This is a genomic window from Nocardia sp. NPDC004860 (genome assembly GCF_040609015.1).
GTDB lineage: Bacteria > Actinomycetota > Actinomycetes > Mycobacteriales > Mycobacteriaceae > Nocardia.
Window position 1 is genome coordinate 271417 of record NZ_JBEXJI010000004.1, and the last position, 24532, is coordinate 295948.

The following is a 24532-nucleotide window of genomic DNA, read 5'->3' on the forward strand; positions in this document are numbered from 1 at the left end:
ATTTGGGCCAGAACCTGAGAATTGCCTTTGGATCCGGGAGGGAGGCCCGAAACGGCGGTAGGCTGACCATCGAGGGCGAGGCTTCCGGTGTCCCTCATCCGTCGGAAGCCTCGCCCTTCGGCTATCCATCCGGGCCCCATGCGGCGGTAAATCGGGCCTAGGAAAAACCCGGTCGTTCGGCGATAATCCCAGCCCTTAGAATCGACCGGTGACCAGCGCAGCCTCTGAGAACCCGCGTAATCGTGCCGATGCCCTCCCCAAGAGCTGGAACCCCAGCGATGTCGAGGCCGACCTGTACGAGCGCTGGGTAGCCGCCGGTTACTTCACCGCCGACCCGGGTAGCGCCAAGCCCGCCTACTCGATCGTGCTGCCCCCGCCGAACGTCACCGGCACCCTGCACATGGGCCACGCCCTCGACCACACCCTCATGGACCTGCTCACCCGCCGCAAGCGCATGCAGGGTTTCGAGGTGCTGTGGCTGCCCGGCATGGACCACGCCGGCATCGCCACTCAGACCGTGGTGGAGAAGCAGCTCGCCGTCGACGGCAAGACCAAGGAGGACTTCGGCCGCGAGCTGTTCGTCGACAAGGTCTGGGACTGGAAGCGCGAGTCCGGGGGCCAGATCCAGGGCCAGATGCGCCGCCTCGGCGACGGTGTGGACTGGAGCCGCGACCGCTTCACCATGGACGACGGACTCTCCCGCGCCGTGCAGACCATCTTCAAGCGACTCTACGACGCGGGCCTCATCTACCGCGCCGAGCGCCTGGTGAACTGGTCGCCGGTGCTGCAGACCGGCATCTCCGACCTCGAGGTGGACCACAAGGAGGTCGAGGGCGAACTCGTCTCCCTGCGCTACGGCTCGCTGAACGACGATGAGCCGCACGTGATCGTGGCCACCACCCGGGTGGAGACGATGCTCGGTGACACGGCCGTCGCGGTGCATCCGGACGACGAGCGGTACCGGGCCCTCATCGGTACGACCGTCTATCACCCCATCACCGGCCGCCAGATCCCCATCGTCGCCGACGACTACGTGGACCCCGAATTCGGTTCCGGCGCGGTCAAGATCACCCCGGCACACGACCCCAACGACTTCGAGCTCGGCCTGCGCCACAACCTGCCCATGCCCACCATCATGGACAAGACCGGCAAGATCGCCGACAGCGGAACCGAATTCGACGGCATGGACCGCTTCGAGGCCCGGCTCAAGATCCGCGAGCGGCTCGAGGCCGAGGGCCGCGTGGTCGGGCGCAAGTATCCCTACATCCACCAGGTCGGCCACTCCGAGCGCTCCGGCGAACCCATCGAACCCCGCCTGTCCATGCAGTGGTGGGTGAAGGTCGAGGGCATCGCCAAGGCCGCCGGTGACGCGGTCCGCAACGGCGACGTCAAGATCCACCCCGCCAGCCAGGAACCGCGCTGGTTCGAGTGGGTCGACAACATGCACGACTGGAACATCTCGCGCCAGCTGTGGTGGGGTCACCGCATCCCGATCTGGTACGGACCCGAGGGCGAGATCGTCTGCGTCGGACCCGACGAGCAGGCCCCCGAGGGCTACGTCCAGGACCCGGACGTGCTCGACACCTGGTTCTCCTCGGGCCTGTGGCCCTTCTCCACCATGGGCTGGCCGGACGCGACGCCCGAGCTGAGCACGTTTTATCCGACCAGCGTGCTGGTCACCGGCTACGACATCCTCTTCTTCTGGGTCGCCCGGATGATGATGTTCGGCATGTTCGTCTCCGACGACCCGGTGCTCACCGTCGGCAAGGACCCGAACCAGAAGCAGGTCCCGTTCCAGGACGTGTTCCTGCACGGCCTGATTCGCGACGAGTTCGGCAAGAAGATGTCCAAGTCGCGCGGCAACGGCATCGACCCGCTGGACTGGATCAACGAATACGGCGCCGACGCCACCCGATTCACCCTCGCCCGTGGCGCGCAGCCCGGCGGCGACCTCTCGGTCGGCACTCCGCACGTGACGGCCTCGCGCAGCTTCATCACCAAGCTGTTCAACGCCACCAAGTTCGCGCTGATGAACGGCGCGCAGCCGGGCGAGCTGCCCGCGCGCGAGAGCCTCACCGACACCGACCGCTGGATCCTGGACCGCCTCGACGAGGTCGTCACCGAAGTCGATGCGGCCCTGGACCGTTACGAGTTCAGCAAGGCCCTCGAGGGTCTGTACCACTTCGCGTGGGACGAATTCTGCAGCTGGTACCTGGAATTGGCGAAGGTGCAGTTCGCCGAGTCCGAGGAGCGCGCGGCGAGCACCCGCCTGGTGCTCGGCACCGTCCTGGACGCCGTGCTGCGCCTGCTGCATCCGGCCGTTCCGTTCGTCACCGAGACGCTGTGGCAGGCCCTCACCGACGGCGCCGAGGGCGAGTCCATCGTCATCTCCGCCTGGCCGGCCGTCTCCGGCGCCACCGCCGACACGGCCGCGGCCCGCCGGGTTTCGGACACCCAGAAGCTGATCACCGAGATCCGCCGCTTCCGCTCCGACCAGGGCCTGGGCGACAGCCAGAAGGTGGCCGCCAAGCTCAACGGCATCGACACCGCCGACCTGCGCGCGCAGGAGGCCGGTATCGCCAACCTGGCCAAGCTCACCCCGGCCGGTGACGGCTTCGCCGCCACCGCCTCGCTCGAGGTGCGCCTGAGCGCCGCCACGGTGACCGTCGAGATCGACACCTCCGGCACGGTCGACCTCGACGCCGAGCGCCGCCGCCTGGAGAAGGACCTCGCCGCCGCCCAGAAGGAACTGGCCGGCACCACCGGCAAGCTCGGCAACGAGGCGTTCCTGGCCAAGGCCCCCGAGGACGTGGTCGCGAAGATCAAGGCGCGCAAGGAGATCGCCGAGGGCGACGTCGAGCGGATCACCGCCCGCCTCGCCGAGATCGCCAAGCTGGCGGCCCAGTGAACGACGAACCGGAGCGTCAGTACGCCGAGGGTGCCCCGCTGAGCAGCGGCACCTCGCCGGTGGACCTGGCCGAGATGGCGCTGGTCGAGGCCGAACTCGACCAGCGCTGGCCGGAAACCAAGATCGAGCCGTCGCTCACCCGCATCGCGACGCTGATGGACCTGCTGGGCTCGCCGCAGCAGTCGTATCCGGCCATCCACGTCGCCGGTACCAACGGCAAGACCTCGGTCACCCGCATGATCGACTCGCTGCTCACCGCGCTGCACCGGCGCACCGGACGCATCACCAGCCCGCACCTGCAGCTGGCCACCGAGCGCATCGCCATCGACAACGCGCCCATCACGCCCGGGCGCTATGTCGAGATCTACCGCGAACTGCTGCCGTACGTGGAGATGATCGATGCGCAGTCGAAAGCCGCAGGCGGCCCGGCCATGTCGAAGTTCGAGGTGCTGACCGCGATGGCCTACGCGGCCTTCGCCGAAGCGCCGGTGGACGTGGCCGTGGTGGAAACCGGGATGGGCGGTCGCTGGGACGCCACCAATGTGATCGACGGCCAGGTCGCCGTCATCACCCCGATCGGGTTGGACCACATCGACTATCTGGGCCCCGACCTCACCTCCATCGCGGGGGAGAAGGCCGGGATCATCAAGCAGGCCCCCGCCGACGACCTCGTCCCGCGCGACACCGTCGCCGTCATCGCCCAGCAGGAACCCGAGGCCATGGAGGTGCTGCTGCGCCGCGCGGTCGAGGTCGACGCGGCCGTCGCCCGCGAGGGCGCGGAGTTCCAGGTGCTGTCGCGTCGCGTCGCCATCGGCGGCCAGATGCTGGAGTTGCAAGGGCTCGGCGGCGTCTACGACGAGATCTTCCTGCCCATGCACGGCGAGCACCAGGCCCGCAACGCGGTGCTGGCGCTGGCCGCGGTCGAGGCGTTCTTCGGCGCGGGCGCGTCCCGGCAGCTCGACATCGACGCTGTACGAGCCGGATTCGCGGCCGCCGTCAGCCCCGGCCGGATGGAGCGCATGCGCAGTGCGCCCACGATCTTCATCGACGCCGCCCACAACCCGCACGGTGCCGCGGCCCTGGCGGCCACGCTGACCAGCGAATTCGACTTCCGCAAACTGGTCGGCGTGATCGCGGTGCTGGGCGACAAGGACGCCGGCGGCATCCTCGACGCCCTGGAACCGGTCTTCGACGAGATCGTCGTCACCGAGAACGGCTCCCCGCGCGCCCTGCCCGTCGACGACCTGGCCAACCTCGCGGTCCAGCGCTTCGGCGACGAACGCGTGGCCGTCGCCCACGACCTGGCCGACGCCATCGAGACCGCCATCGCCCTCGCCGAGGGCGGGGAGGACGGCGAACTGGTCTCCGGTGCGGGCATAGTCATCACCGGCTCGGTCGTCACCGCCGGGGCCGCCCGCAGCCTGTTCGGAAAGGATCCCGCATGACCTCCGACGCCACGCCCGACGTCCCGCCGCCCGCCACCGACCCGTGGAAGGGCCTGCGCGGCGTCATGGCCGGCACCCTGGTTCTCGAGGCCATCACCGTGCTGCTGGCGCTGCCGGTGATCGGCGCGGTCGGCGGCGGCCTGCGCTGGTGGTCCATCCTCTACGTGGTCGGCCTGGCCGTGGTCATGTTCCTGGGCGCGGGCCTGCAGCGCCGGCCCTGGGCCATCCCGTTCAACCTGGCCCTGCAGGCGGCCCTGCTGCTCGGCGGCTTCATCCACCTGTCGATCCTGGTGATCGGCGTGGTCTTCGTCGCCGTCTGGGCCTTCATCCTGTTCCTGCGCTCCGATGTGCAGAAGCGCATGAAGGCGGGCCAGCTGCCCAGCCAGCGCATGTCCGGCGCATGAGTTCTCGTTGCCTCAGGCGACAACTGATTTCGTTGCGCTCGGGGTAACTCGTCGGGTACGTCCGAAATCGCTTCGCATCCTGACCGCCGGCACGCGAATGGGGCCGGCGACGGCTCCCGGCCGTGCGATGGAGTTTCGGGGAGGCGGTACTGTGGCGGCGTGACTGAGCAGACGTTGGTACTCATCAAGCCCGATGGCGTGGCCCGCGGCCTCGTCGGGGAGATCATCACCCGGATCGAGCGCAAGGGTCTGAAGATCGCGGCGCTGAAGCTCGTGAACGTCTCGCCCGAGCTGGCCGCCGTGCACTACGCCGAGCATGCCGAGCGCCCGTTCTTCGGATCGCTCATCGAATTCATCACCTCCGGCCCGGTGGTCGCGGCCGTGCTCGAGGGTCCGCGCGCCATCACCGCGTTCCGTCAGATCGCGGGCGGCACCGACCCGGTCGAGAAGGCCGTCCCCGGCAGCATCCGCGGTGACTACGCCCTCGAGACCCAGTACAACCTCGTGCACGGCTCCGACTCGCCCGAGTCCGCCAAGCGCGAGATCTCGCTCTGGTTCCCGGAATTCGCGCTCTGAACCCGTGCGGGGCACCGCTCCCCGCACACACTCGATAGGTCCGGGGGAGACCCCGAAGGCAGAGGCAGCCGCCCGCCCCTGCGCCCCGGAAGGCAGGCGCGGGCGGGCGGCCCTCCGCCACACACCGACGGCTGCGGCGCGGTCCGCGTGAGACTCGCGAGGCCCGCTCCGGGCCGCGCGGACACGACGCCCCGGCGTGGTGTGGGATACTGGCTGTGGAAGTGACCGACGCGGGCCGTTTGCGGCAGGTGCCGATCACCTTCGAATTGACACCGCGGAGCGACGGACGATCATCGCTGCCGCCGACGGCTTCCAAGACTCGGCCGCCGGGCAGGCACGCTGGATGAACGCTCGTGACACGGAGTTGAGCCAACCAAACCAGGCGCCACGTGAACTGTTAGCCCGAACGACGAGATACCGGTGATAACGGGACACGCGGCGCGAAGACTTACGATCGCGCGCCCCCGGGCGTGAGGTCGACAAGACAAGCGCCCCCGCGTCGGCCGCGTCGCTCCTCGGAGGAACGCGCCCGGGGGCCCCGAGGAGATTTCGTGGCCGATCAAGAGCCGCTGGAAGCATCGCAGAGCAACGGTGAAGGGGAGGGCGCTCAGATCACCCCGGCTGCCGAACAATTGCCGGAACGGATCCGAGTGCACGCACTGGCGAAGCTGCTGGGCACTACCAGCAAACGTATTCTGGCCCACCTGACCGAGATGGGCGCGCAGGCGCGAAGCCCGCAATCGAGTCTGGACCGCACCGTCGCCGAGACCGTCCGTGACGCCTTCGGCCCGCGTGAGGTCGAGCTGGTCGAATCCGCCCCGGCCGGGCCCGAGCCGATCGCCGAGGCCACCGTCGACGCGGCCATCGCCGCCGACGACGACCGGGCGGCCGACGAGATCGCCGCCGAGGAGGTGGAGGCCGTCGAGGACACCGAGGCTGCCGCGCCCGCGGTCCAGCAGACCACGCTGTTCGCGAGCCCGTTCCAGGCCGAGCCGCAGCTCGAGGAGCCGGTCCAGTACCAGCCGTCCGCCATGGTGGCCGCGCCGCTGTTCCAGGCGCCGGACGCCGCGGCCGCCGAGGACGCCCGCCGCCAGCGCCGCGCCGAGCGCGCCGGTCGCAAGGCCCGGGCCGAGGAGCAGGCTGCTGAGGAGCAGGAGCTCGAGGCCAAGGCAGCCACCGAGGAGGCCGCGTCCGAGGACACCGAGGACGAGGGCGAGTGGGACGGCGACCAGGACCGCGACCAGCGCGGTGAAGGCACCTCGCGGCGTCGCCGCCGGGGTCGCCGGGGTCGCGGTCGCGGTCGTGGCGAACAGCACGGAGAAAACGACACCGATGAGGCCGAGGGCGACGAGCAGCCCGAGGGCGAGGCCGACGAGTCGGCCGAATCCGCCGACGTCGCCGAGGACGAGGACGAGGGCGCGGCCGTGCCCGAGGGCTCGAGCAGCCGTCGCCGCCGTCGCCGTCGCCGCCGCAAGGGCGGGGACGACAACGAGCCCGAGGCCGCCGACGACGATCCGCCGAACACCGTTGTGCACGAGCGCGAGCCGCGCAGCAAGCGCCGCGCCGCGCAGGTGGACGAGGTGCAGGGCATCAGCGGCTCGACCCGCCTGGAGGCCAAGCGCCAGCGCCGCCGGGACGGTCGCGAGGCCGGCCGCCGGCGTCCGCCCATCCTGACCGAGTCGGAGTTCCTGGCCCGCCGCGAAGCGGTGGACCGGGTGATGGTGGTGCGCGAGAAGCACTTCCTCGAGCACCCCACCTCCACCACCCAGGTCGCGGTGCTCGAGGACAACATCCTGGTCGAGCACTTCGTGACCTCCACCGGGTCGGCGTCCATGGTCGGCAATGTGTACCTGGGCAAGGTGCAGAACGTGCTGCCGTCGATGGAGGCGGCGTTCGTCGACATCGGCCGCGGCCGCAACGGCGTGCTGTACGCGGGTGAGGTGAACTGGGAGGCCGCCGGTCTGGGCGGCAAGGAGCGCAAGATCGAGCAGGCGCTGCGGCCCGGTGACACCGTGCTGGTGCAGGTCTCGAAGGATCCGGTGGGCCACAAGGGCGCCCGCCTGACCACGCAGATCAGCCTGGCCGGTCGCTTCCTGGTGTACGTGCCGGGCGGTACCTCGACCGGTATCTCCCGCAAGCTGCCCGACACCGAGCGCAAGCGGCTCAAGGAGATCCTGCGCGACATCGTGCCGCAGGACGCGGGCGTCATCATCCGCACCGCGTCGGAGGGTGTCTCCGAGGCCGAGCTGGCCCGCGATGTGGAACGGCTGCAGGCGACCTGGCGCACCATCGAGGAGCAGTCCAAGAACGGCTCGGGCGCGCCCAAGACCCTGTACGAAGAGCCGGACCTGCTGGTCAAGGTGGTCCGCGACCTGTTCAACGAGGACTTCTCCAAGCTGGTCATCGAGGGCGAGCGCGCCTGGACCACGGTGGAGAACTACGTCCGCACGGTCGCCCCGGACATGCTGGCCCGGGTCGAGCGCCACGAGAACAACGGCCTGGACGTGTTCGGTTCCCTGCGCATCGACGAGCAGCTGGCGAAGGCGCTCGACCGCAAGGTGTGGCTGCCCTCCGGCGGCACCCTGGTGATCGACCGCACCGAGGCCATGACCGTCATCGACGTCAACACCGGCAAGTTCACCGGGTCGGGCGGGTCGAATCTCGAAGAGACCGTGACCCGCAACAACCTGGAGGCGGCCGAGGAGATCGTGCGCCAGATGCGGCTGCGCGATATCGGCGGCATGATCGTCGTCGACTTCATCGACATGGTCCTGGAGTCGAACCGGGATCTGGTGCTGCGCCGCCTCACCGAGGCGCTGGGCCGGGACCGCACCCGCCACCAGGTCTCCGAGGTCACCTCGCTGGGCCTGGTCCAGATGACCCGCAAGAAGCTGGGCACCGGCCTGGTCGAGGCGTTCTCCACCACCTGCGAGACCTGCCACGGCCGCGGCATCCTGGTGCACAACTATCCCGTCGAGTCGTCGGCTCCGGCCGGGGACGGCGGCGAGGGTGTGAGCCGTCGTGAGGGTTCGCGCCGCCGCCGCAAGGACCGCAGCGCGGCCGCCGTCGAGGCTCCGGCCGTCGAACCGGTGGTCGAGGAGAAGGTCGAGAAGCACGAGGTCAAGGCCGAGCAGGCCGCGGCCAAGCGCGCCCACCCGGTCGCCATGGCCATGGCCGCGCACGCCGCCGAGGAGACCGTGCACGCGGCGGACGAGGACGCCCTCGCCGCCGCCGATGCCGCGAATGCGGTGCTGGCCGAGGGTGAATCGGCGAGCGTGGCCGATGTCGAGGCCGCCGAGTCCGTCATCGTCCGCGAGGCCGAGAACGCCGCCGCCGAGGCCGCCCTGGCCGAGCGCGCGGTGTCCGAGGTCGAGACCGCCACCGAGGAGGCGGCGGTCGAGCCCGCGCCCGCCACCAACGGCACCGCGCCCGCCGTGGACACCGTCGTGGCCGAGTCCGAGCCTGTGGCCACGGAATCGCCGATCGCCGAGGCTCACGCGGCGGTCGCCGCCGTGGCCGCCGCCGAAGCGCAGCCCGGTCGTCGTCCTACCCGTCGCCGGGTGGCGCGCACGGCCTCGGCCCCGGCCGCCGACAGCCAGGGTGCGGTGTTCGTGCTCTCCAGCGCGGATCAGTCCGACAAGCCGGGCTTCAACCTGGACGATCTGGCTCCGGCCGCGGTGCCGCCGCGGGCCCGCCCGCGTCGCCGGGCCGCGGGCCGTCCCGCCGGTGCGCCGGAGGGCGAGAACTAGTCGACTCCCGTCAGCAAGGCCGTGGCCCCGCCGAATTCCGGCGGGGCCACGGCCTTTTCAGGCGGTGACGAACACCATCGGGGGTGGGGTGCGGCCCGGTTTGGAGGGGGTCGGCCGTGTCCTGTAGTCTTGGTCAGTCGCTGCCCCCTGCGACGGCACTCTGTTGTGACTAGTGCTGTGAGTGGGCCCGGTTCGGTTCGGTTGAACCAAAGGCCCGAGGCGGCGGTGAAAACCACCAGACCAGTCTGCGGCGGTTTCCGGTGCGAACCGGGCGACCGGCCGTGTGAGCAGAGTGCCGAGCACTTCGCGCACTTGAAGAGAAAGAAGGGCAGCCGACCGATGGCAACGTACGCGATCGTCAAGACCGGCGGAAAGCAGTACAAGGTCGCGGTCGGTGACCTGGTGAAGGTCGAGAAGATCGAGGGTGAGCCGGGCACTGCGGTGTCGCTGTCGCCGGTGCTGGTCGTTGACGGCGCCGAGCTGACCACCGATGCTGACAAGCTGGCGAAGGTTTCCGTGTCCGCCGAGGTCGTCGAACAGACCAAGGGCCCGAAGATCCGCATCCACAAGTTCAAGAACAAGACCGGCTACCACAAGCGTCAGGGCCACCGTCAGAAGCTGACGGTCCTGAAGGTCACCGGCATCAAGTAATCCGACTTGGGGTTCGCACCCCGGCACGAGGAGTTCTGAAATGGCACATAAGAAGGGTGCATCCAGCTCGCGCAACGGTCGCGATTCGAATGCCCAGCGGCTCGGTGTGAAGCGCTTCGGCGGTCAGACCGTCAAGGCCGGCGAGATCCTGGTTCGCCAGCGCGGCACGCACTTCCACCCCGGCGTGAATGTCGGCCGTGGCGGCGACGACACGCTGTTCGCCCTCGAGGCGGGCGCGGTGCAGTTCGGCACCAAGCGTGGTCGCAAGACCGTCAACATCGTGGTTCCGGAGCCGGTGAACGCCTGACCGGCGCACCGGAGTTCGCTCCACAAGCTTCCGAAGCGGGTCAGGGTTTGGATCAACCCTGGCCCGCTTTGCTGTTTACAGCAGCACCACACCGCCGATGCTCACAGGTTCGCGGCGCGTCTCGTTCTGGACTGACGGAGCGGGGGAGCGAAGCGGAGGAGCGGAGGAGGGAAGAACGAGACCTTCAGCGCCGCGAACCAGCCCGGAGCGCAGCGGAGGGCAAATTAGACAGAGTCGACTAGTCCTGAAGGAGGATGATCACCGATATGTCCAAATTCATCGACCGTGTCGTTTTGCACGTGCGCGCGGGCAAGGGTGGGCACGGGTGTGCCTCGGTGCGGCGTGAGAAGTTCATGCCCCTGGGAGGCCCGGATGGCGGTAATGGCGGCAATGGCGGGGATGTGGTCCTCGAGGTCGACCCCAATGTGCACACCCTGCTGGACTTCCACTTCCACCCGCATGCCAAGGGCGGCAACGGCAAGCCCGGTGAGGGCGGCAACCGCAATGGCAAGCAGGGCGAGGGGCTGCTGCTGAAGGTGCCGGACGGCACCGTCGTCATGAGCACCGACGGTGAGGTGCTGGCCGACCTGATCGGGGTGGGTTCGACGTACGTGGCGGCGCAGGGCGGCCGCGGCGGGCTGGGCAATGCCGCGCTGGTGTCCAAGTCGCGCAAGGCGCCCGGTTTCGCGCTGCTCGGCGAGGACGGCCAGGAGCGCGATCTGGTGCTCGAGCTGAAGTCGGTGGCGGATGTGGGCCTGGTGGGCTTCCCGTCGGCCGGCAAGTCGTCGCTGGTGTCGGTGCTGTCGGCGGCCAAGCCGAAGATCGCGGATTACCCGTTCACCACGCTGGTGCCGAATCTCGGTGTGGTGCTGTCGGGTGACACCACTTTCACCGTGGCCGATGTGCCCGGTCTGATCCCGGGTGCGAGCGAGGGCCGCGGCCTGGGCCTGGATTTCCTGCGGCATCTGGAGCGCTGCGCGGTGCTGGCCCACGTGGTGGACTGCGCGACGCTGGAGCCGGGCCGTGACCCGGTGTCGGATGTGGACGCGCTGGAGGCCGAGCTGGCCGCGTACCAGCCCGCGCTGGTGGGCGACGCCGGTCTGGGTGATCTGGCGGATCGCCCGCGCGTGGTCATCCTGAACAAGGCCGATATCCCGGATGCCGACGAGCTGGCCGAGTTCGTGCTGCCGGAGTTCGAGAAGCGCGGCTGGCCGGTCTACAAGATCTCGGCGGTGAGCCGGGAAGGCTTGCGGCCGTTGACCTTCGCGCTCGCGGAGATGGTCGCCGAGTACCGGGCGGCGCATCCGAAGGCGGAGCCGAAGCGGCAGATCATCCGACCGGTCGCCAAGGGCGACAGCGGTTTCCGGGTCATTCAGGATCCCGAGGTCGAGGGCGGCTTCATCGTCATCGGTGAGCGGCCCGAGCGGTGGGTGCACCAGACCCAGTTCGACAATGACGAGGCCGTGGGCTACCTGGCCGACCGGCTGGCCCGCCTCGGTGTCGAGGACGAGTTGGTCAAGCTCGGCGCGGAGCCGGGTGCGTCGGTCACCATCGCGGATTACTGCTTCGATTGGGAGCCTTCGATTTCCGCCGGTGTGGAGACCCTGATGACCCGTCGCGGCGTGGACCCGCGCCTGGATCAGACCGAACGCATCGGCGCCGCCGAGCGGAAGCACGCCTCGCGCGTGCGCCGCGGTCTGGTGACCGAGGACGACGAGTAATACAGTGCCGCAGGGCCGTTCGCGACGGAGCGGGCGGCCGATGCGGGTGGGCAACGGATTCGGGCGCGACGGCGCTGCGGCGCCGCGGGCGAATTGAGGTGTGGTGCAAGTGGGTTCGAGCGGCACTCAGGTGACGGGACAGGGCGCTGGACTCGGAGAGCTCAGTGCTGGTTCTGGAGAGCTCAGTGCGGCGCGGCAGGCGATCGCGTCGGCGCGCAGTGTGGTGGTGAAGATCGGCTCGTCGGCGCTGACCTCCCTGGAGGGCGGACTCGACACCGGCCGGCTGGACCGGCTGGCCGATGCGGTCGAGGCCCGCATGCGCGCGGGATCGGATCTGGTGGTGGTGTCCTCGGGCGCCATCGGCGCGGGCATGGCTCCGCTCGGATTGTCCAAGCGCCCAAGGGATCTCGCCACCAAGCAGGCCGCCGCGAGTGTCGGGCAGCTGGCGCTGGCGCACGCCTGGGGCACCTCGTTCGCCCGCTACGATCGCGTCGTCGGCCAGGTGCTGTTGAGCGCGGGCGACTTCGGCCGCCGTGAGCCGCATCGCAATGCCCAGCGCACCCTGGACCGTCTGCGCTCACTGCACGCCATCGCGGTGGTGAACGAGAACGACACTGTCGCAACGGAAGAGATCCGGTTCGGCGACAATGACCGGCTGGCGGCGCTGGTGGCCCACCTGGTCGGAGCGGATGCCCTGATCCTGCTGTCGGATGTCGACGGTCTCTACGACGGCGATCCGCGCAAGGGTGCGGCGAACTTCATTCCCGAGGTGCGCAGCAGCGCCGATCTGGACGGCGTCATCGCCGGATCCGGTGGCGCGCTGGGCACCGGCGGCATGGCCTCGAAGCTGTCGGCGGCCCGCCTGGCCGCGGATGCCGGCGTGCCGGTGTTGCTGGCCGCGGCTTCGGATGCGGGAGCGGCGCTTTCGGGCGCGACCGTGGGCACCGCTTTCGCCGCGCGTCCGGTGCGGCTCTCGGCTCGCAAGTTCTGGGTCCGGCATGCTGCCGACGCCCGGGGCGCGGTGCATCTGGACGCGGGCGCGGTCGCGGCCGTGTCGGAGCGCCGCCACTCGCTGCTGGCGGCGGGGATCACCGAGGTGGCGGGTCACTTCTATGCCGGTGACGTCGTCGATCTGATCGCGCCCGGCGGCCAACTGGTCGCGCGTGGCGTGGCCGCTTATGACAGCGACGAATTGGAGACCATGAAGGGCCGTTCCACCACCGCCCTTCCCGACAGCATGCAGCGCCCGGTCGTGCATGCCGACGATCTGGTGAAGGTCTAGCCCCGGTGAAGGTCTGGTTTCGCCCGCGGCTCGCGAAGGCGAAGTGCCGGTTACGGGCGAATTGCATTGGGGGAGAGGCGAAGTAACGCCACGAACCGGTCGGTTGGTCGCACGGGCGAGGGGCAGGGGGAGGGCGGGGGAAGGGCAGTGGGCGGGACGGCCCGGAGGTTCATGCTTGAGGAGCACCCGGTGCCGCATCGAGATGTGCCCTTCGCCGATAGCGGTCGCCTGGATCCGGCGCGGTCCGCCCTTGCCGCGCCGGGCTCGCGGTCCGGTGATCGCCCGCGGCTCCGGGTGCGCCGCACCGCCCGTGGAGGTAGGTATGTACGTACCGCAACCTGATAGCACACAGCTGTGGCGGGCGAGCGGACGTGACACGACTTTCGAGGAGAGGTTCGCCGAACGCCCACTACTGCCCGATTGGCATGAACTGCTGGCCGCCTTCTGCGGCCACATCGGTGATCAGCCCGAGGATCACGCGGTCACCCGCTGGGCCCGGGCCCTGGCCGAACTGCACCTGCAGCGGCGGGAACAGTCCGGCGATGCGGGCGGGATCGACGAGCTACGCGCTCAACTGGTCTCGTTCATCGACGAGTGGGTGACGAGCCGGGCGCTGCCGAGGGGTGCAGCGCGGGCCGAATCCCTCGGGGCCGTGGTGGATGCCATGGCGGCCGCCCATGTGCGCGCTGTGCATCTGCTCCGGACGGCCGAGAACGTATCGGACGAACAAGTACACGCCGCCTGGTTCCTGCTGGCGCAGATGGCGGACGGCTGGACCGATCGGGCCGCAGGGGTTGTCGGCCCGAGAATCCGCCGTTCCGCCTGAAGTGCCGGTGCGGCAACCGCATCCGGGTGGCGGGAGGCCCGCGCCGGGCGTGTGACCATACGCCGGACACGCCCCGCGGGCGCCTCACTCATCGGGCAGCAGGCCCGATCACCATGCCGGATGGGCCTCGATCACGCAGTCGGGGGCGGCGGTCGCGGTCACCCCGGTGAGCACGAATCCGCTGCGGGAGAGCAGGTTTCCGAATTCGGTCTGGGTGCGTTCCCGGCCGCCCCGGGTCTGGATCAGCATCTCCAGGTCGATGATCTTGCCCGGGTGCGGGCGGTGGTGTTGCGGCATGACCATTTCGATGATGAGCAGGCGCGCCTCGGATTCCATGGCGGCGCGGATGGTGCGCAGGATGCGTTCGGCATCCTCGTCCGACCAGTCGTGCAGGATGTGTTTGAGCAGGTAGGCGTCGGCCCCCTTGGGGACCGAGTCGAAGAAGCTGCCCGGCTCGAAGGTCAGACGGCCGGTCAGGCCCGGCATCCGGAGCTCTTCCTCGAGGCCTTCCCGCACGCGGGGCAGGTCGAAGACGGTGCCGCGCATGGAGGGGTGGCGTTGCAGGATGTCGACGAGCAGGCTGCCGCGCCCGCCGCCGACATCCACGATCGAGCCGAAGCGGCCGAAGTCGAAGGCGGCCTGCAACGGCTCGTTGGACAGACTGCTGACGCTGGTCATGGCGCGGTCGAAGATCTCCCCCGCCTCGGGATGCTTGTCGGCGAACTCGAAGAACTCCATGCCTTCCAGCTCGGGCCAGAGTGATCCGCCGGACCGGACCGAGCCGCTGAGGTGCGTCCAGTGCTTGCGATGCAGATCGGCCCCGAAGAACAGGAGCAGATCCCGCAGTGTGACCGGCGCATCCGAGCACAGCGCCTGCGACATGCCGGTCAGCTCGTACGCGCCGTCCCGGCGCTGGGCGAACACGCCCGCACTGATCAGCAGGCGCATGAGCCGCCGCAGCGCGTCCTCGTTCGCGCCGACCGCCGCTGCGAGGTCGGCCGGCTGCCTGGGGCCCTCGGCGAGCGCGTCGGCGATGCCCAGCTCGGCCGCCGCGCAGGTGGCCTGACTGAGGTATCCGGCCGTGGCCAGTTCCAGGAGCGCGATGTGCCCGGGAACCATCCGCCGATGCAGGGCGTACATGCCGTCGCGGAGCCAGGTGATGGCGCGCAGGAACGGCAACGGTGGAGCTTTGAGTGATGCGGACGCCATGGATGAACTCCCCGGGATCGTTCGGCGACTGCGGGATTTGCCTGAGCCTACGCGCTGCGTCCCTGGTGGGCAGTAATTTCCGTGACAGCGGGGCGATCAGCCCCGACGTGGCGCGGGTCAGCCGGCGGTGAAGGCGGCGGCGTTCTCACGGGCCCATTGCGCGAAGGTGCGGCCCGGAACGCCCAGCAGGGTGTCGGTGGTGTCGGCCGGGGTCTCGGGCTGCTCGGTGGTGAGCGCCCAGATGGTCAGCAGCGCGTCCACGATGTACGGCGGCATGGTTTGCGACAGCTGTGCCTGCGCTTGCTCCGGGGTGATGGTGACGATCGGGATCTCCCGGCCGATGGCCTCCGACAGCGTGGCGATCTGCGCGCGGAAGCTGATCGCTTCGGGGCCGGTGAGACTGACTGTGCGGCCGCGCAATTCGGGGCCGGTGAGGGCGGCGACGGCGATATCGGCGATATCCAGCGGGTGGATCATGGCCAGGGCGGCGTCCGGGTAGGCGTGCTCGATGGGCTGTCCCGCCGAGACGGCCGGGATCCAGCCGAAGGCATTGCTGTCGAATCCGCCCGGTCGCAGCGTGGTGGTGGCGAGAGTCGAAGCGGCGAGCGCCTTTTCGACCGCCAGATGGCTGGCGCCGATGGGATTGGAAGCGGCGTCGGGGGAGTCGACCGCGGAGGACGACAGCAGTACGACGTGCTCGACTCCGGCCTGCTCGGCGGCCCGCACGAAGGTGGTCGCGGTGCCGGGGTCGGCGTAGAGGAAGACCTGGCGCACGTTTTCCAGTGCGGCGGTGAGGCTTTCGGGATCGTCGCCGCGCAGTGCGACGACCTCGATGCCGGCGGGGAGGTCGAGGGCGGACGGGTCCTTGCTGGCCGCGCGGACGGGCAGCCCCCGGGCCCGCAGTGCGGTGAGGACGGCGCGGCCGATCTGGCCGCGGGCGCCGGTGACGAGGATGGTCATGGCGTACTCCGATCGAGTGAGAATCCATGCAGATGGACAAATGCATGCTGTCATGCACACATTTGCGAGTCAACACATATGTTCGCGAATGCATGCAGATACGATGTGCCCATGACCCAGGACGACCGCACCCCCGACGAGCTGCTCGATGCCATCGGACCGGCATTCGGCAAGCTCCGCCGCGGTGTCCTCCAGGAGGTCGAAAACCCCATCAGCACCAAGGATTCGACTCGGGCCCTGCTGCTGGGCATGGTGCTCGGCTGCTCTCAGGGCCCCGGCCGAGAACCCCATGATCCCGGGCAGGAGATGACGGTCGGCGGTATCGCCGCGGGCATGTGCGTCGATCCCTCGGTGGCGAGCCGCATGGTCACCGACAGCATCAAGGCGGGCTACCTGCGGCGGGTCCCATCCCAGCTGGACGGCCGCCGCGCGGTCCTCGAGCTGAGTGAGCAGGGCCTCGAGTTCATGCGCACCTTCCGTCGCCGGCAACGCGCGGCCTACGAATACATCACCGCCGAATGGCCCGAACAGGACCGCCTCGACTTCGCGCGGCTGATGCTCCGCTACGTCGACGCCATCGACGACCTCAAGAACCGCCGCCCGCCCGCCGACGCCTGAGCGCGCCGGTGATCAGGACGGGGTGGCCAGGGCGAAGGGTAGGACGGCGGCGGCGCCCGCGGCGCGGAGCATGCGGGCGGCCATGGTGAAGGTCCAGCCGGTGTCGGTCAGGGTGTCGACCAGCAGTATTGGGCCGTCGACCGCGGTGAGATCCGGTGTCTCCCAGGCATTGTGGAGGGCGGCCACCCGATGGGCCGAGTTGGCGGCGGAGACCGGTGGCAGGTCGGGGCGCAGGTGGAGGACGCCGAGGTCCGCCAGGCGGCCGACCTCGGCGAGGCGGGCGGCCAGTGAGCGGGTCAGGATCGGGTGCACGCCGGAGTCCAGAGCCATGACGGCGGTCGGGCGCTGGGCCCAATTCCATTCGCGCAGCACGGTGGTGCAGGCGCGGAAGACCTCGTCGGGGATCGGGGCGTCGGGGCCGTCGAGCAGTGGGCGCAGGCGCTGACCCCAGCCGAGGTTGCTGAGGCGGCCCAGGACGCGCCCGGTCTCGGGGCCGTCGGTGATCTTGCCGGACAACGGGATTCCGAGTTTGGCCAGGCCGGTGGGCCACTGCTTGCGGGGCGCGAGATCGAGACCCGGGCGGTCCAGGCGGGTGCGGATATCGGCCAGGTCGGCGGCGTCGACGGCGATGTCCACCCGGGTGCCGGTGCAGTTGTCGCAGCGGCCGCAGCGGGCGTCCGCGGCGAGGCCGGGATCGTCGAGTTGCCTGCGCAGGAACGTCATCCGGCACTCGGCGGTGGACTCGTAGTCGATCATGGCCTGCTGCTCGGCCTCGCGCGCCACACTGAGCCGCTCGTAGCGTTCGGTGTCGTAGGCCCAGGGCTGACCGGTGCCCAGCCAGCCGCCGCGCACCCGGCGCACCGCGCCGTCCACGTCCAGCACCTTGAGCACCATCTCCAGACGGGAGCGGTTGAGCTCGACCAGCGGTTCCAGGGCGGCGGTGGACAGCGGCCGGTCGGTGTCGAGGGCGGCGAGCACCGAGCGCACGATGTGCTCGCGCGGGAAGGCCACCGACGCGAAGTAACTCCAGATCTGCCGGTCCTCGTGGCCGGGCAGCAGCACCACCTCGGCCCGCTCGGTGCCGCGGCCCGCACGACCCACCTGCTGGTAGTAGGAGATGGGGGAGGAGGGCGCGCCGAGATGCACGACGAAGCCGAGATCTGGCTTGTCGAAACCCATTCCGAGCGCGGAGGTGGCGATCAGCGCCTTCACCTCGTTGTTCAGCAACGCGGCCTCGAGGGCTTCCCGTTCGGTGGGGTCGGTCTGCCCCGTGTAGGCGGCGACGTGGTGTCCGTGCGAGTTGAGAACGTCGGCGAGATCGTGGGCCGCGGCCACCGTGAGCGTGTAGACGATGCCGGAGCCCGGCAGTTCGTGCAGCCGCCGGCTGAGCCAGGCCGTGCGCTGGACCGCATCGGGGATGCGCACCACCGACAGATGCAGGGACTCCCGGTCCAGGCTGCCGCGCAAAACCAATGTGTCCGTGCCGATCTGGGTCGCCACATCGGTCACCACCCGGTCGTTGGCGGTGGCCGTGGTCGCCAGTACCGGCACCTCGGACCCGAGATCGGCGATGAGCGTGCGGATCCGCCGATAGTCCGGCCGGAAGTCGTGACCCCAGTCGGACACGCAGTGCGCCTCGTCGATCACCACCAACCCCGCGTCCGCGGCCAGCTTCGGCAGCACCGAATCGCGGAAGTCCGGGTTGTTCAAGCGCTCCGGACTCACCAGCAGTACATCGACGTCTCCGGCCGCCACCCGCGCGTGGATCTCGTCCCACTCGGTGACATTCCCCGAATTGATGGTCGCCGCAACGACTCCCGCGCGTTCGGCCGCCGCGACCTGGTTGCGCATCAGGGCCAGCAGCGGCGACACGATCACCGTCGGCCCCCGCCCCTGTGCCCGCAGCAGCTTCGCCGAGATGAAGTACACCGCCGACTTACCCCACCCGGTGCGCTGCACCACCAGTGCCCGACGCCGCTGCACTACGAGCGCCTCGATCGCGATCCACTGATCCTCGCGCAGCCGCGCCTGCGGCCCGGCCAGCTCCCGCAGCAGCGACTCGGCGTCCTCCCGCAGGCCGCCCGCGCCAACCGCCCCCGAGGCCGCCGCGCGGGGGTCGGCGGCCTCGGGCGACGGCCGGGACGTGCCGGTCGCCGCCGAGGCCGAAGGGTCGGTGCCGGGCGAGGTAGCGGGGTCGGTCGAGGTCACGCGCTCCATCGTGCCCCACCCCACCGACACCACCCCCCGCCGCCCGGATTTTCGACCAACTTCGCACCCCTTGCGTGCCGCCAGCGCGGGCGACCTGCGCTGTTCCCGGGGCGGTCGCCGATCAGCGCCCGGCGGCCAGGTGCGCGTCGACGAGCGTGCCGACTAGACGATCGAGGGGAGCCTGGAAGCTGGGCAGGTCCTGACTCAGCGGATCTCGCCCCGGAGACAACAGTGCAAATGCTCCGAACCGGACAAACGTCTGCCCTGTACAACACCGGTGGAGACCGCCTTGGTTGCGGTGGGGTCAAGATCGCGCGGAATCCCGTGCGCGGACGGACAATAGGGTTCCGGGCACGAAGGGCGTCCGGGGGTGCGCAGGGAGACGCAGATGCCGGAGAAGTTTCCGTCGCCCGCGGGGTGGACTCCGCCGGGTACAGAGTTTCGCAGTAGTGGAGGCGTTTCGCGGACGGTGACCGGCGCGCTGGTGGGGTTGATCCTGACCCCCGTCGGCATCGTCCTCGCCGCCCGCGGCGCGGCCGGGACCAGGCAGTGGACGATCCTCGGGGACTTCGCCGACCGCGTCGGCTCCACCGTCGAGATCCTCATTGCCGCAGTGGTGTTCCTGCTGGTGGCGGCCCTGGCCGCCTATTCGCCGGCGGGCACCATCATCGCCGGGCTGGTGTGGGGGGTGCTGCCCGGGATCATCCATTTCATCTTCCCGGACGACACCTTCCGCCTGATCGGCGATCTGCCGGTGTCCGACGACATGCACATCGCGCTGTTCCAGTGGCTGCAAACGGGATTCCCGCTCATCGTGGGCATCCTGCTGGTGGGTGCGGGTGCAGCGGCGACCTTCCGCCGCCGCTGACCCCGATCAACCCTTCACGCACAGCACCTGCCGCAGTGTGGCGACAATGTCGACCAGGTCGGACTGGGCCGCGATGACCTGGTCGATGTCCTTGTAGGCTGCCGGGATCTCGTCGATCACCCCGGCGTCCTTGCGGGACTCCACACCCTCGGTCTGCGCGACCAGGTCGGCCACGGTGAACTGGCGCTTGGCCGCGTTGCGGCTCATCCGCCGGCCCGCGCCGTGCGACGCCGACTGGAACGAGGCCGGATTCCCCTTGCCTCGCACCACATACGAGCGCGTGCCCATCGACCCCGGAATCAGCGCCAGGTCGCCCGCGCCCGCGCGCACCGCGCCCTTGCGGGTGACGAGCATGGGTATCCCGTCGATGAGTTCTTCCGCCACATAGTTGTGGTGGCAGGAAATGGGATCGTCGAATCGCACGTCCAGACCGTGGAATTCGTCGCGCACCGCCTTGCAGACCAGGGCGAGCATGACGGCGCGGTTGCGCGCCGCGTACTCCTGCGCCCAGGTCAGGTCATGGCGGTAGGCATCCATTTCCGGTGTGCCGGAAAGGAATACCGCCAGGTCGCGATCCGGCAGATCCGCATTGTGCGGCAGTCTGCGGGCCACGGTCATGTGCCGCTCGGCGAGTTCCTTGCCGATATTGCGGCTTCCGGAGTGCAGCAGGATCCACACGCGCTGCTCGGTGTCGATGCACAGCTCCTGGAAGTGGTTGCCGCCGCCCAGCGTTCCCATCTGCTTGTGTGCCTTGGACTCGCGTGCCTGCACGGCCGGATCCAGTGAATCGAACGTCTTCCAGAAGCGGTCCCATCCCGCGCGCAGGGTGGTGCCCGCCGCGCGCTGACCGAAAACCTCTGCGTTCAACCGGTTCACGTTCACCGGGTCGTGGTGGGACGCGAATCCCACCGGCAGCACCGCCTCGATTCGTGATCGCAGCGAGTGCAGGTTGTCGGGCAGGTCGGCCGCGGTCAGCGAGGTGAGCACGGCCTCCATTCCGCAACCGATGTCCACCCCGACCGCCGCGGGCGCGACCGCGTCCTTCATGGCGATGACCGAGCCGACCGTCGCGCCCTTGCCCAGGTGCACGTCCGGCATCACCCGTACCCCGTATACCCACTTCAGTTGCGCGATATTTCGCAGCTGCTGCAGCGCGGCCGGCTCGACCTCGTGCTCGTGGGCCCACATGAGCGTCTGCGCCCGAGTACCGCGCAGCTCGACGGGAAACATGGGACTTTCCTTCCTCTCGACTGCCGTCCACGGTAGGTCCACCGCCCGTCCCGGTGCACCGTATTTATCCAGCGGTCAGGGTTCGACGAAATCCGCGGCGAGACCGCACAGCTTCCAGGCGCCGTTGCGCCGGACCATGGTGCCGGTGTAATCGATGTCCTTGAAGTAGCTGCGGTATTTCTCGGGGACGTTTGTGAAGCTTTCGTGGAATGCGAAGGTGGCGGAGTTCGGGTCGTTCTGGGTGACTCCGGTGACGGTGTTCGTGTAGCCCGCGTTCTTCACTTCCGCACCGAGTGATCTATCGAATTGCGGGGTGTACTGGAAGACGATCTGGTCGATGACGTCGGCGGTTTCGGGGCAGACCAGGGAACGAAAGCCCTCCCAGTCGCGAGCGTTGGAGGTGGCCGCGACGGCCGTGGCGGCATTCACCAATTCCGGATCGAGGTTGGTCGGATCGCCGGGAGTGACCGTTTTATCCGGCGCATTGAACACCACCGGCGCGGGCAGCGGCTGGTATCCACTCGCGGTGAGATCGGCGTCCAGGGCGCGCCGCCAGCTGCCGTCGTCGATCATCATGCGGATGACCGTGGTGATGCGGCTCTGCAATTCGAGATCGCCCTTGCGCACGCCGACCCCGTAGCGCTCGCGGGTGAAGCGATGCCCGACCACGCGCAGCACGCCCGGGTGTTCGTGGGCGTATCCGGCCAGAATGACGTCGTCGGTGGTGACGGCGTCGATGGTGCCCGCGATCAGATCGGCGACGCACTCCGCGTAGGTGTCGCGGGTGGCGAGCTTCACGTTCTGGGCGAAGCTGCGCCGGATCTTGTCCGCGGAGGTCGAGCCCTCGGCGGTGCAGACGGTCCGTCCATTCAGGTCCTCGGGCTGGTCGATGGCGCGTTCGCTCTGCCGCACCAGCAGGTCCTGCCCGGCCAGTAGGTAGGGCCCGGCGAAGGAGACCAGTTGCTGGCGGGCGGCGGTGATGGAGTAGGAGGCGACGATGAAATCGACTGCGCCCGAGTTCAACAGGTCCTCGCGCTGATCGGTGCGGGCCTCGCGCCAGGTGATGTGGTCGGGGGTGACGCCGAGCTTGTCGGCGATGTAGACGGCGGTGTCGACATCGAAGCCGTAGGGTTTGCCGTCGGGCCCCTCGACCGACAGCCCGGGTTGATCGAATTTGATGCCGATGGTCAGCGTCCGCGGTGGCGCCGACAGCGGAGCATCGTCGGGTTTCGGGGTGTTACCGCAGGCTGCGAGTGCCAGTCCGGTCATAACCGCGACGGCGCGGATCGCACGCTTCATCGAATCCGATCTCCTGTCGTCAACTCGTGCGGATGAACGTCGAAGAACAGCCCCGGGCCGAGGTGCCGGAGAGGCAACCGGTCAGCACATGGTGCATCAAAGCATCCGAGTTGAGAAAACGTGCGGACATCGCCGAACTGGACGCGCGATTCGCCCGCGCCTCAGTCAATTCCGCAATATTTCAGCGATTATTGCCCCAGGTTTGCGAACGGCCGGACGGGCTGGTCTCCGTTTGTAACGCCCGGGTCAGCGCGAGGTGCGTAATCCGTCGGTCATCACCGCGAAGGTGCGCTCGCGCAGTCCCGGGGTCGCGCCCGCGTCGTGTGCGGCGAGGAAGATGCCCTTGATGATGGTGAGCAGGTCGCCGACGCTGATGTCGGGCCGCACCGCGCCCGCCTGCTGGGCGCGGGAGAGCAGGGTCGCCAGTGCTGCTTCGAGGTCGCGCGAGACCGTGCGCGGGTAGTCACCGCCGTTGGCGCGCAACGCGTCCGCGAGGTCGCGTTTGACGCCACCCTGCAGGACCAGCTGCTCCAGGAATTCGAAGAACGCCGTCCCCGGATCGTCGGCGGTGGTCAGGTCGCGGGCGTGCGCGGTGATCTTCTCGACCTGATCCAGGATGGCGGCTTCGAAAAGCGCCTCCTTGGTGGGGAAGTGGCGGTAGACCGTGCCCGCCCCGACGCCGGCCCGCCGGGCGATCTCGTCCAGCGGCACCGAAAGGCCTTCGGCGGCAAAGGCTTCCTGGGCGGCGGCCAGCACCCGCTCGCGATTGCGGCGCGCATCGGCGCGCAGGGGTCGATCCGTCACTCCGACAGCCTACCCACCATTGACAAACGGGGCGCACGCCCCGAATATTAACCGGGTCCAACGTTCCGCTTTTTGGAGGCAGTCGTGTCCACTTCCGTCGAAACCCCTCGTGACCTTGTCGAACAGCTGTTTCAGAGCCTGCCCTCGCGCGATGCCGACCGGTTCGTCGCGCTCTTCGATCCGGATGCCGTATTCGAGATCCCGTTCCTGATTCCCGGCGAGCCCACCCGCATCGAGGGCCGGGAGGCGATCCGCGAGTACCTGGCCTCCCGCTGGTCGGGAATGCCGAGTTTGGAGCTGCACGGCATCCGTCCGGTCGTGCACGAGACCGGCGATCCGGAACTGCTCATTACCGAGGTCGATATCGACATCACCCGCCCGGGGCAGCCGCGCGCCTGGATTCGCAGCTCCGTCAATGTGATTCGCGTGCAGAACGGCCTGGTCACGCTCTTCCGTGACTACATGGACACCGGTCGGATCCTGACCATGCGGCAGGCGCTGCAGGGTTGAGCGTGTGGCATCGATCACCCACCCGATCGTCGACGAACAGTTAGCGCATTAACTATTATTGCCCTAACCAAGACGATCGAGGAGGGTTGAGCGGTGGAGTTGGAGGTCGAGGACCCGCTGCGGCTGGACCGGCAGGTGTGCTTCGCGCTGGCGGTGGCCAATCGGGCGGTGCTGGCGGTGTACCGGCCGCTGCTCGAGCCCATGGGCCTGACACATCCGCAGTATCTGGTGATGCTGGCCCTGTGGGGTGAGGCGCCGATGTCGGTCAAGGACATCGGCGAGGCCATCCAACTCGACTCGCCGACGCTCTCGCCGCTGCTGAAGCGGCTGGAGACGGCCGGGCTCATCACTCGCCGGCGCGACAGTCACGACGAGCGCAATCTGGTCGTGGATCTCACCGACGCCGGGCGCGAATTGCGCAGGGAGGCGGAGCGGATTCCGCCGGCGGTGGTGGCGCGGTTGGGCGTGAGCCTGGCGGATCTCGAGGAGCTGCGCGAGGTGCTGAATCGGGTCAACGCCGCGGCGCGGCGGTCGGTCTTGGCGGATGGCGAGCAGGCCGGATCGACGAAGGGAAACCGGAAATGAAGCGCCCCAACCCTGTTCAGTGGCTCGGCTACTCGTGCGGGCGCGTGCTGCCCGAGGATCTGCACGAGTGGGTGCGCAACGACCTCACCGGCCCCTGGGCGGTGCCGCGGCACCTCGTGCGGCAGCTGGTGCCGCTGGTCCCGGTGTTCGCGCTGGCATTCCTGCTGCCGGGTGAGCTGTGGCTGAAGCTGGCGGTGATTCTGCTGGGCCTGCTGCTGGCGCTGTTCTACATCGTGGCCTACATGCCGATGAACCGGGCGCACCGCCTGGTGAAGCACGGTTTCCCCGAGGACCTGGAGAATCCGGCGCGGGCGGCCCGCCGGGCCGCCGAACGCGCGGCCTACGAGGCCCAGTACCCGCACTGAGCCCCGA

Annotated in this window: 21 protein-coding genes; 15 read left to right on the forward strand and 6 right to left on the reverse strand. The window is 69.2% G+C overall.

Going from position 1 to position 24532, the window contains the following annotated elements:
* Nucleotides 1-208 precede the first annotated feature (208 nt).
* From ABZV44_RS11590 to ABZV44_RS11635, 10 genes are all read left to right on the forward strand, one after another.
* The gene (locus ABZV44_RS11590; protein WP_354834831.1) at nucleotides 209-2908 is read left to right on the forward strand and encodes a valine--tRNA ligase; all 2700 of its coding nucleotides are present in this window, start codon (nucleotides 209-211) and stop codon (nucleotides 2906-2908) included.
* 74 nt (nucleotides 2909-2982) lie between these two features.
* Nucleotides 2983-4353 (forward strand): folylpolyglutamate synthase/dihydrofolate synthase family protein, encoded by a 1371-nt coding sequence (locus tag ABZV44_RS11595; protein WP_354835326.1) that lies wholly within the window; start codon nucleotides 2983-2985, stop codon nucleotides 4351-4353.
* Entirely contained in the window at nucleotides 4350-4757 is a 408-nt protein-coding gene (locus ABZV44_RS11600; RefSeq protein ID WP_354834834.1) for a DUF4233 domain-containing protein, read from the forward strand. The genes ABZV44_RS11595 and ABZV44_RS11600 overlap by 4 nt, the downstream gene beginning before the upstream one ends.
* 159 nt (nucleotides 4758-4916) lie before the next feature.
* The gene (gene ndk, locus ABZV44_RS11605; protein WP_354834836.1) at nucleotides 4917-5333 is read left to right on the forward strand and encodes a nucleoside-diphosphate kinase; all 417 of its coding nucleotides are present in this window, start codon (nucleotides 4917-4919) and stop codon (nucleotides 5331-5333) included.
* Nucleotides 5334-5965: 632 nt separating this feature from the next.
* Nucleotides 5966-9082 carry a translation initiation factor IF-2 N-terminal domain-containing protein gene (locus ABZV44_RS11610; RefSeq protein WP_354835328.1) on the forward strand — a complete coding sequence of 1039 codons (3117 nt, stop codon included), beginning with the start codon at nucleotides 5966-5968 and terminating at the stop codon, nucleotides 9080-9082.
* A gap of 339 nt (nucleotides 9083-9421) precedes the next feature.
* Nucleotides 9422-9733, forward strand: a complete 312-nt coding sequence (gene rplU, locus ABZV44_RS11615; RefSeq protein ID WP_030512746.1) for a 50S ribosomal protein L21 — start codon at nucleotides 9422-9424, stop codon at nucleotides 9731-9733.
* A 40-nt stretch (nucleotides 9734-9773) separates the two neighbouring features.
* The gene (gene rpmA / locus ABZV44_RS11620) at nucleotides 9774-10040 is read left to right on the forward strand and encodes a 50S ribosomal protein L27 (RefSeq protein ID WP_040806195.1); all 267 of its coding nucleotides are present in this window, start codon (nucleotides 9774-9776) and stop codon (nucleotides 10038-10040) included.
* Between the two features lie 266 nt (nucleotides 10041-10306).
* Nucleotides 10307-11761 (forward strand): GTPase ObgE, encoded by a 1455-nt coding sequence (gene obgE / locus ABZV44_RS11625; protein ID WP_354834841.1) that lies wholly within the window; start codon nucleotides 10307-10309, stop codon nucleotides 11759-11761.
* Nucleotides 11762-11963: 202 nt separating this feature from the next.
* Entirely contained in the window at nucleotides 11964-13043 is a 1080-nt protein-coding gene (gene proB, locus ABZV44_RS11630; protein ID WP_354835330.1) for a glutamate 5-kinase, read from the forward strand.
* A gap of 322 nt (nucleotides 13044-13365) precedes the next feature.
* A complete protein-coding gene (locus ABZV44_RS11635) occupies nucleotides 13366-13869 on the forward strand; it encodes a DUF4254 domain-containing protein (RefSeq protein ID WP_354834844.1) in 504 nt (167 codons plus the stop codon).
* 108 nt (nucleotides 13870-13977) lie between these two features.
* Here ABZV44_RS11635 and ABZV44_RS11640 read toward each other — a convergent pair whose 3' ends face one another.
* Nucleotides 13978-15078 (reverse strand): methyltransferase, encoded by a 1101-nt coding sequence (locus tag ABZV44_RS11640; protein ID WP_354834847.1) that lies wholly within the window; start codon nucleotides 15076-15078, stop codon nucleotides 13978-13980.
* 117 nt (nucleotides 15079-15195) lie between these two features.
* Nucleotides 15196-16038: an NAD(P)H-binding protein gene (locus ABZV44_RS11645; protein WP_354834850.1), complete on the reverse strand. Its 843-nt coding sequence runs from the start codon at nucleotides 16036-16038 to the stop codon at nucleotides 15196-15198.
* 111 nt (nucleotides 16039-16149) lie between these two features.
* On the opposite strand from ABZV44_RS11645, the gene ABZV44_RS11650 reads away from it, so the two are divergent.
* Entirely contained in the window at nucleotides 16150-16656 is a 507-nt protein-coding gene (locus ABZV44_RS11650) for a MarR family winged helix-turn-helix transcriptional regulator (RefSeq protein WP_354834852.1), read from the forward strand.
* 12 nt (nucleotides 16657-16668) lie between these two features.
* Here ABZV44_RS11650 and ABZV44_RS11655 read toward each other — a convergent pair whose 3' ends face one another.
* The gene (locus ABZV44_RS11655; RefSeq protein WP_354834855.1) at nucleotides 16669-18873 is read right to left on the reverse strand and encodes an ATP-dependent DNA helicase RecQ; all 2205 of its coding nucleotides are present in this window, start codon (nucleotides 18871-18873) and stop codon (nucleotides 16669-16671) included.
* A 460-nt stretch (nucleotides 18874-19333) separates the two neighbouring features.
* Between ABZV44_RS11655 and ABZV44_RS11660 the strand changes: the two genes are divergently transcribed.
* On the forward strand, nucleotides 19334-19732 hold the full coding sequence (locus ABZV44_RS11660) for a hypothetical protein (RefSeq protein WP_354834858.1): 399 nt from the start codon (nucleotides 19334-19336) through the stop codon (nucleotides 19730-19732).
* Between the two features lie 6 nt (nucleotides 19733-19738).
* On the opposite strand, the gene ABZV44_RS11665 is transcribed toward ABZV44_RS11660, so the two are convergent.
* From ABZV44_RS11665 to ABZV44_RS11675, 3 genes are all read right to left on the reverse strand, one after another.
* Nucleotides 19739-20962 carry an RtcB family protein gene (locus ABZV44_RS11665; protein WP_354834861.1) on the reverse strand — a complete coding sequence of 408 codons (1224 nt, stop codon included), beginning with the start codon at nucleotides 20960-20962 and terminating at the stop codon, nucleotides 19739-19741.
* A gap of 75 nt (nucleotides 20963-21037) precedes the next feature.
* Complete coding sequence (locus ABZV44_RS11670; protein WP_354834864.1) at nucleotides 21038-22261, reverse strand: glutamate ABC transporter substrate-binding protein; 1224 nt, start codon at nucleotides 22259-22261, stop codon at nucleotides 21038-21040.
* 246 nt (nucleotides 22262-22507) lie between these two features.
* Entirely contained in the window at nucleotides 22508-23065 is a 558-nt protein-coding gene (locus ABZV44_RS11675) for a TetR/AcrR family transcriptional regulator (RefSeq protein WP_354834867.1), read from the reverse strand.
* An 84-nt stretch (nucleotides 23066-23149) separates the two neighbouring features.
* On the opposite strand from ABZV44_RS11675, the gene ABZV44_RS11680 reads away from it, so the two are divergent.
* From ABZV44_RS11680 to ABZV44_RS11690, 3 genes are all read left to right on the forward strand, one after another.
* Complete coding sequence (locus ABZV44_RS11680; RefSeq protein WP_354834870.1) at nucleotides 23150-23575, forward strand: nuclear transport factor 2 family protein; 426 nt, start codon at nucleotides 23150-23152, stop codon at nucleotides 23573-23575.
* A 99-nt stretch (nucleotides 23576-23674) separates the two neighbouring features.
* On the forward strand, nucleotides 23675-24160 hold the full coding sequence (locus ABZV44_RS11685; RefSeq protein ID WP_354835332.1) for a MarR family transcriptional regulator: 486 nt from the start codon (nucleotides 23675-23677) through the stop codon (nucleotides 24158-24160).
* Nucleotides 24157-24525 (forward strand): DUF5313 family protein, encoded by a 369-nt coding sequence (locus ABZV44_RS11690; RefSeq protein WP_354834872.1) that lies wholly within the window; start codon nucleotides 24157-24159, stop codon nucleotides 24523-24525. The genes ABZV44_RS11685 and ABZV44_RS11690 overlap by 4 nt, the downstream gene beginning before the upstream one ends.
* The last annotated feature ends 7 nt before the right edge of the window (nucleotides 24526-24532 follow it).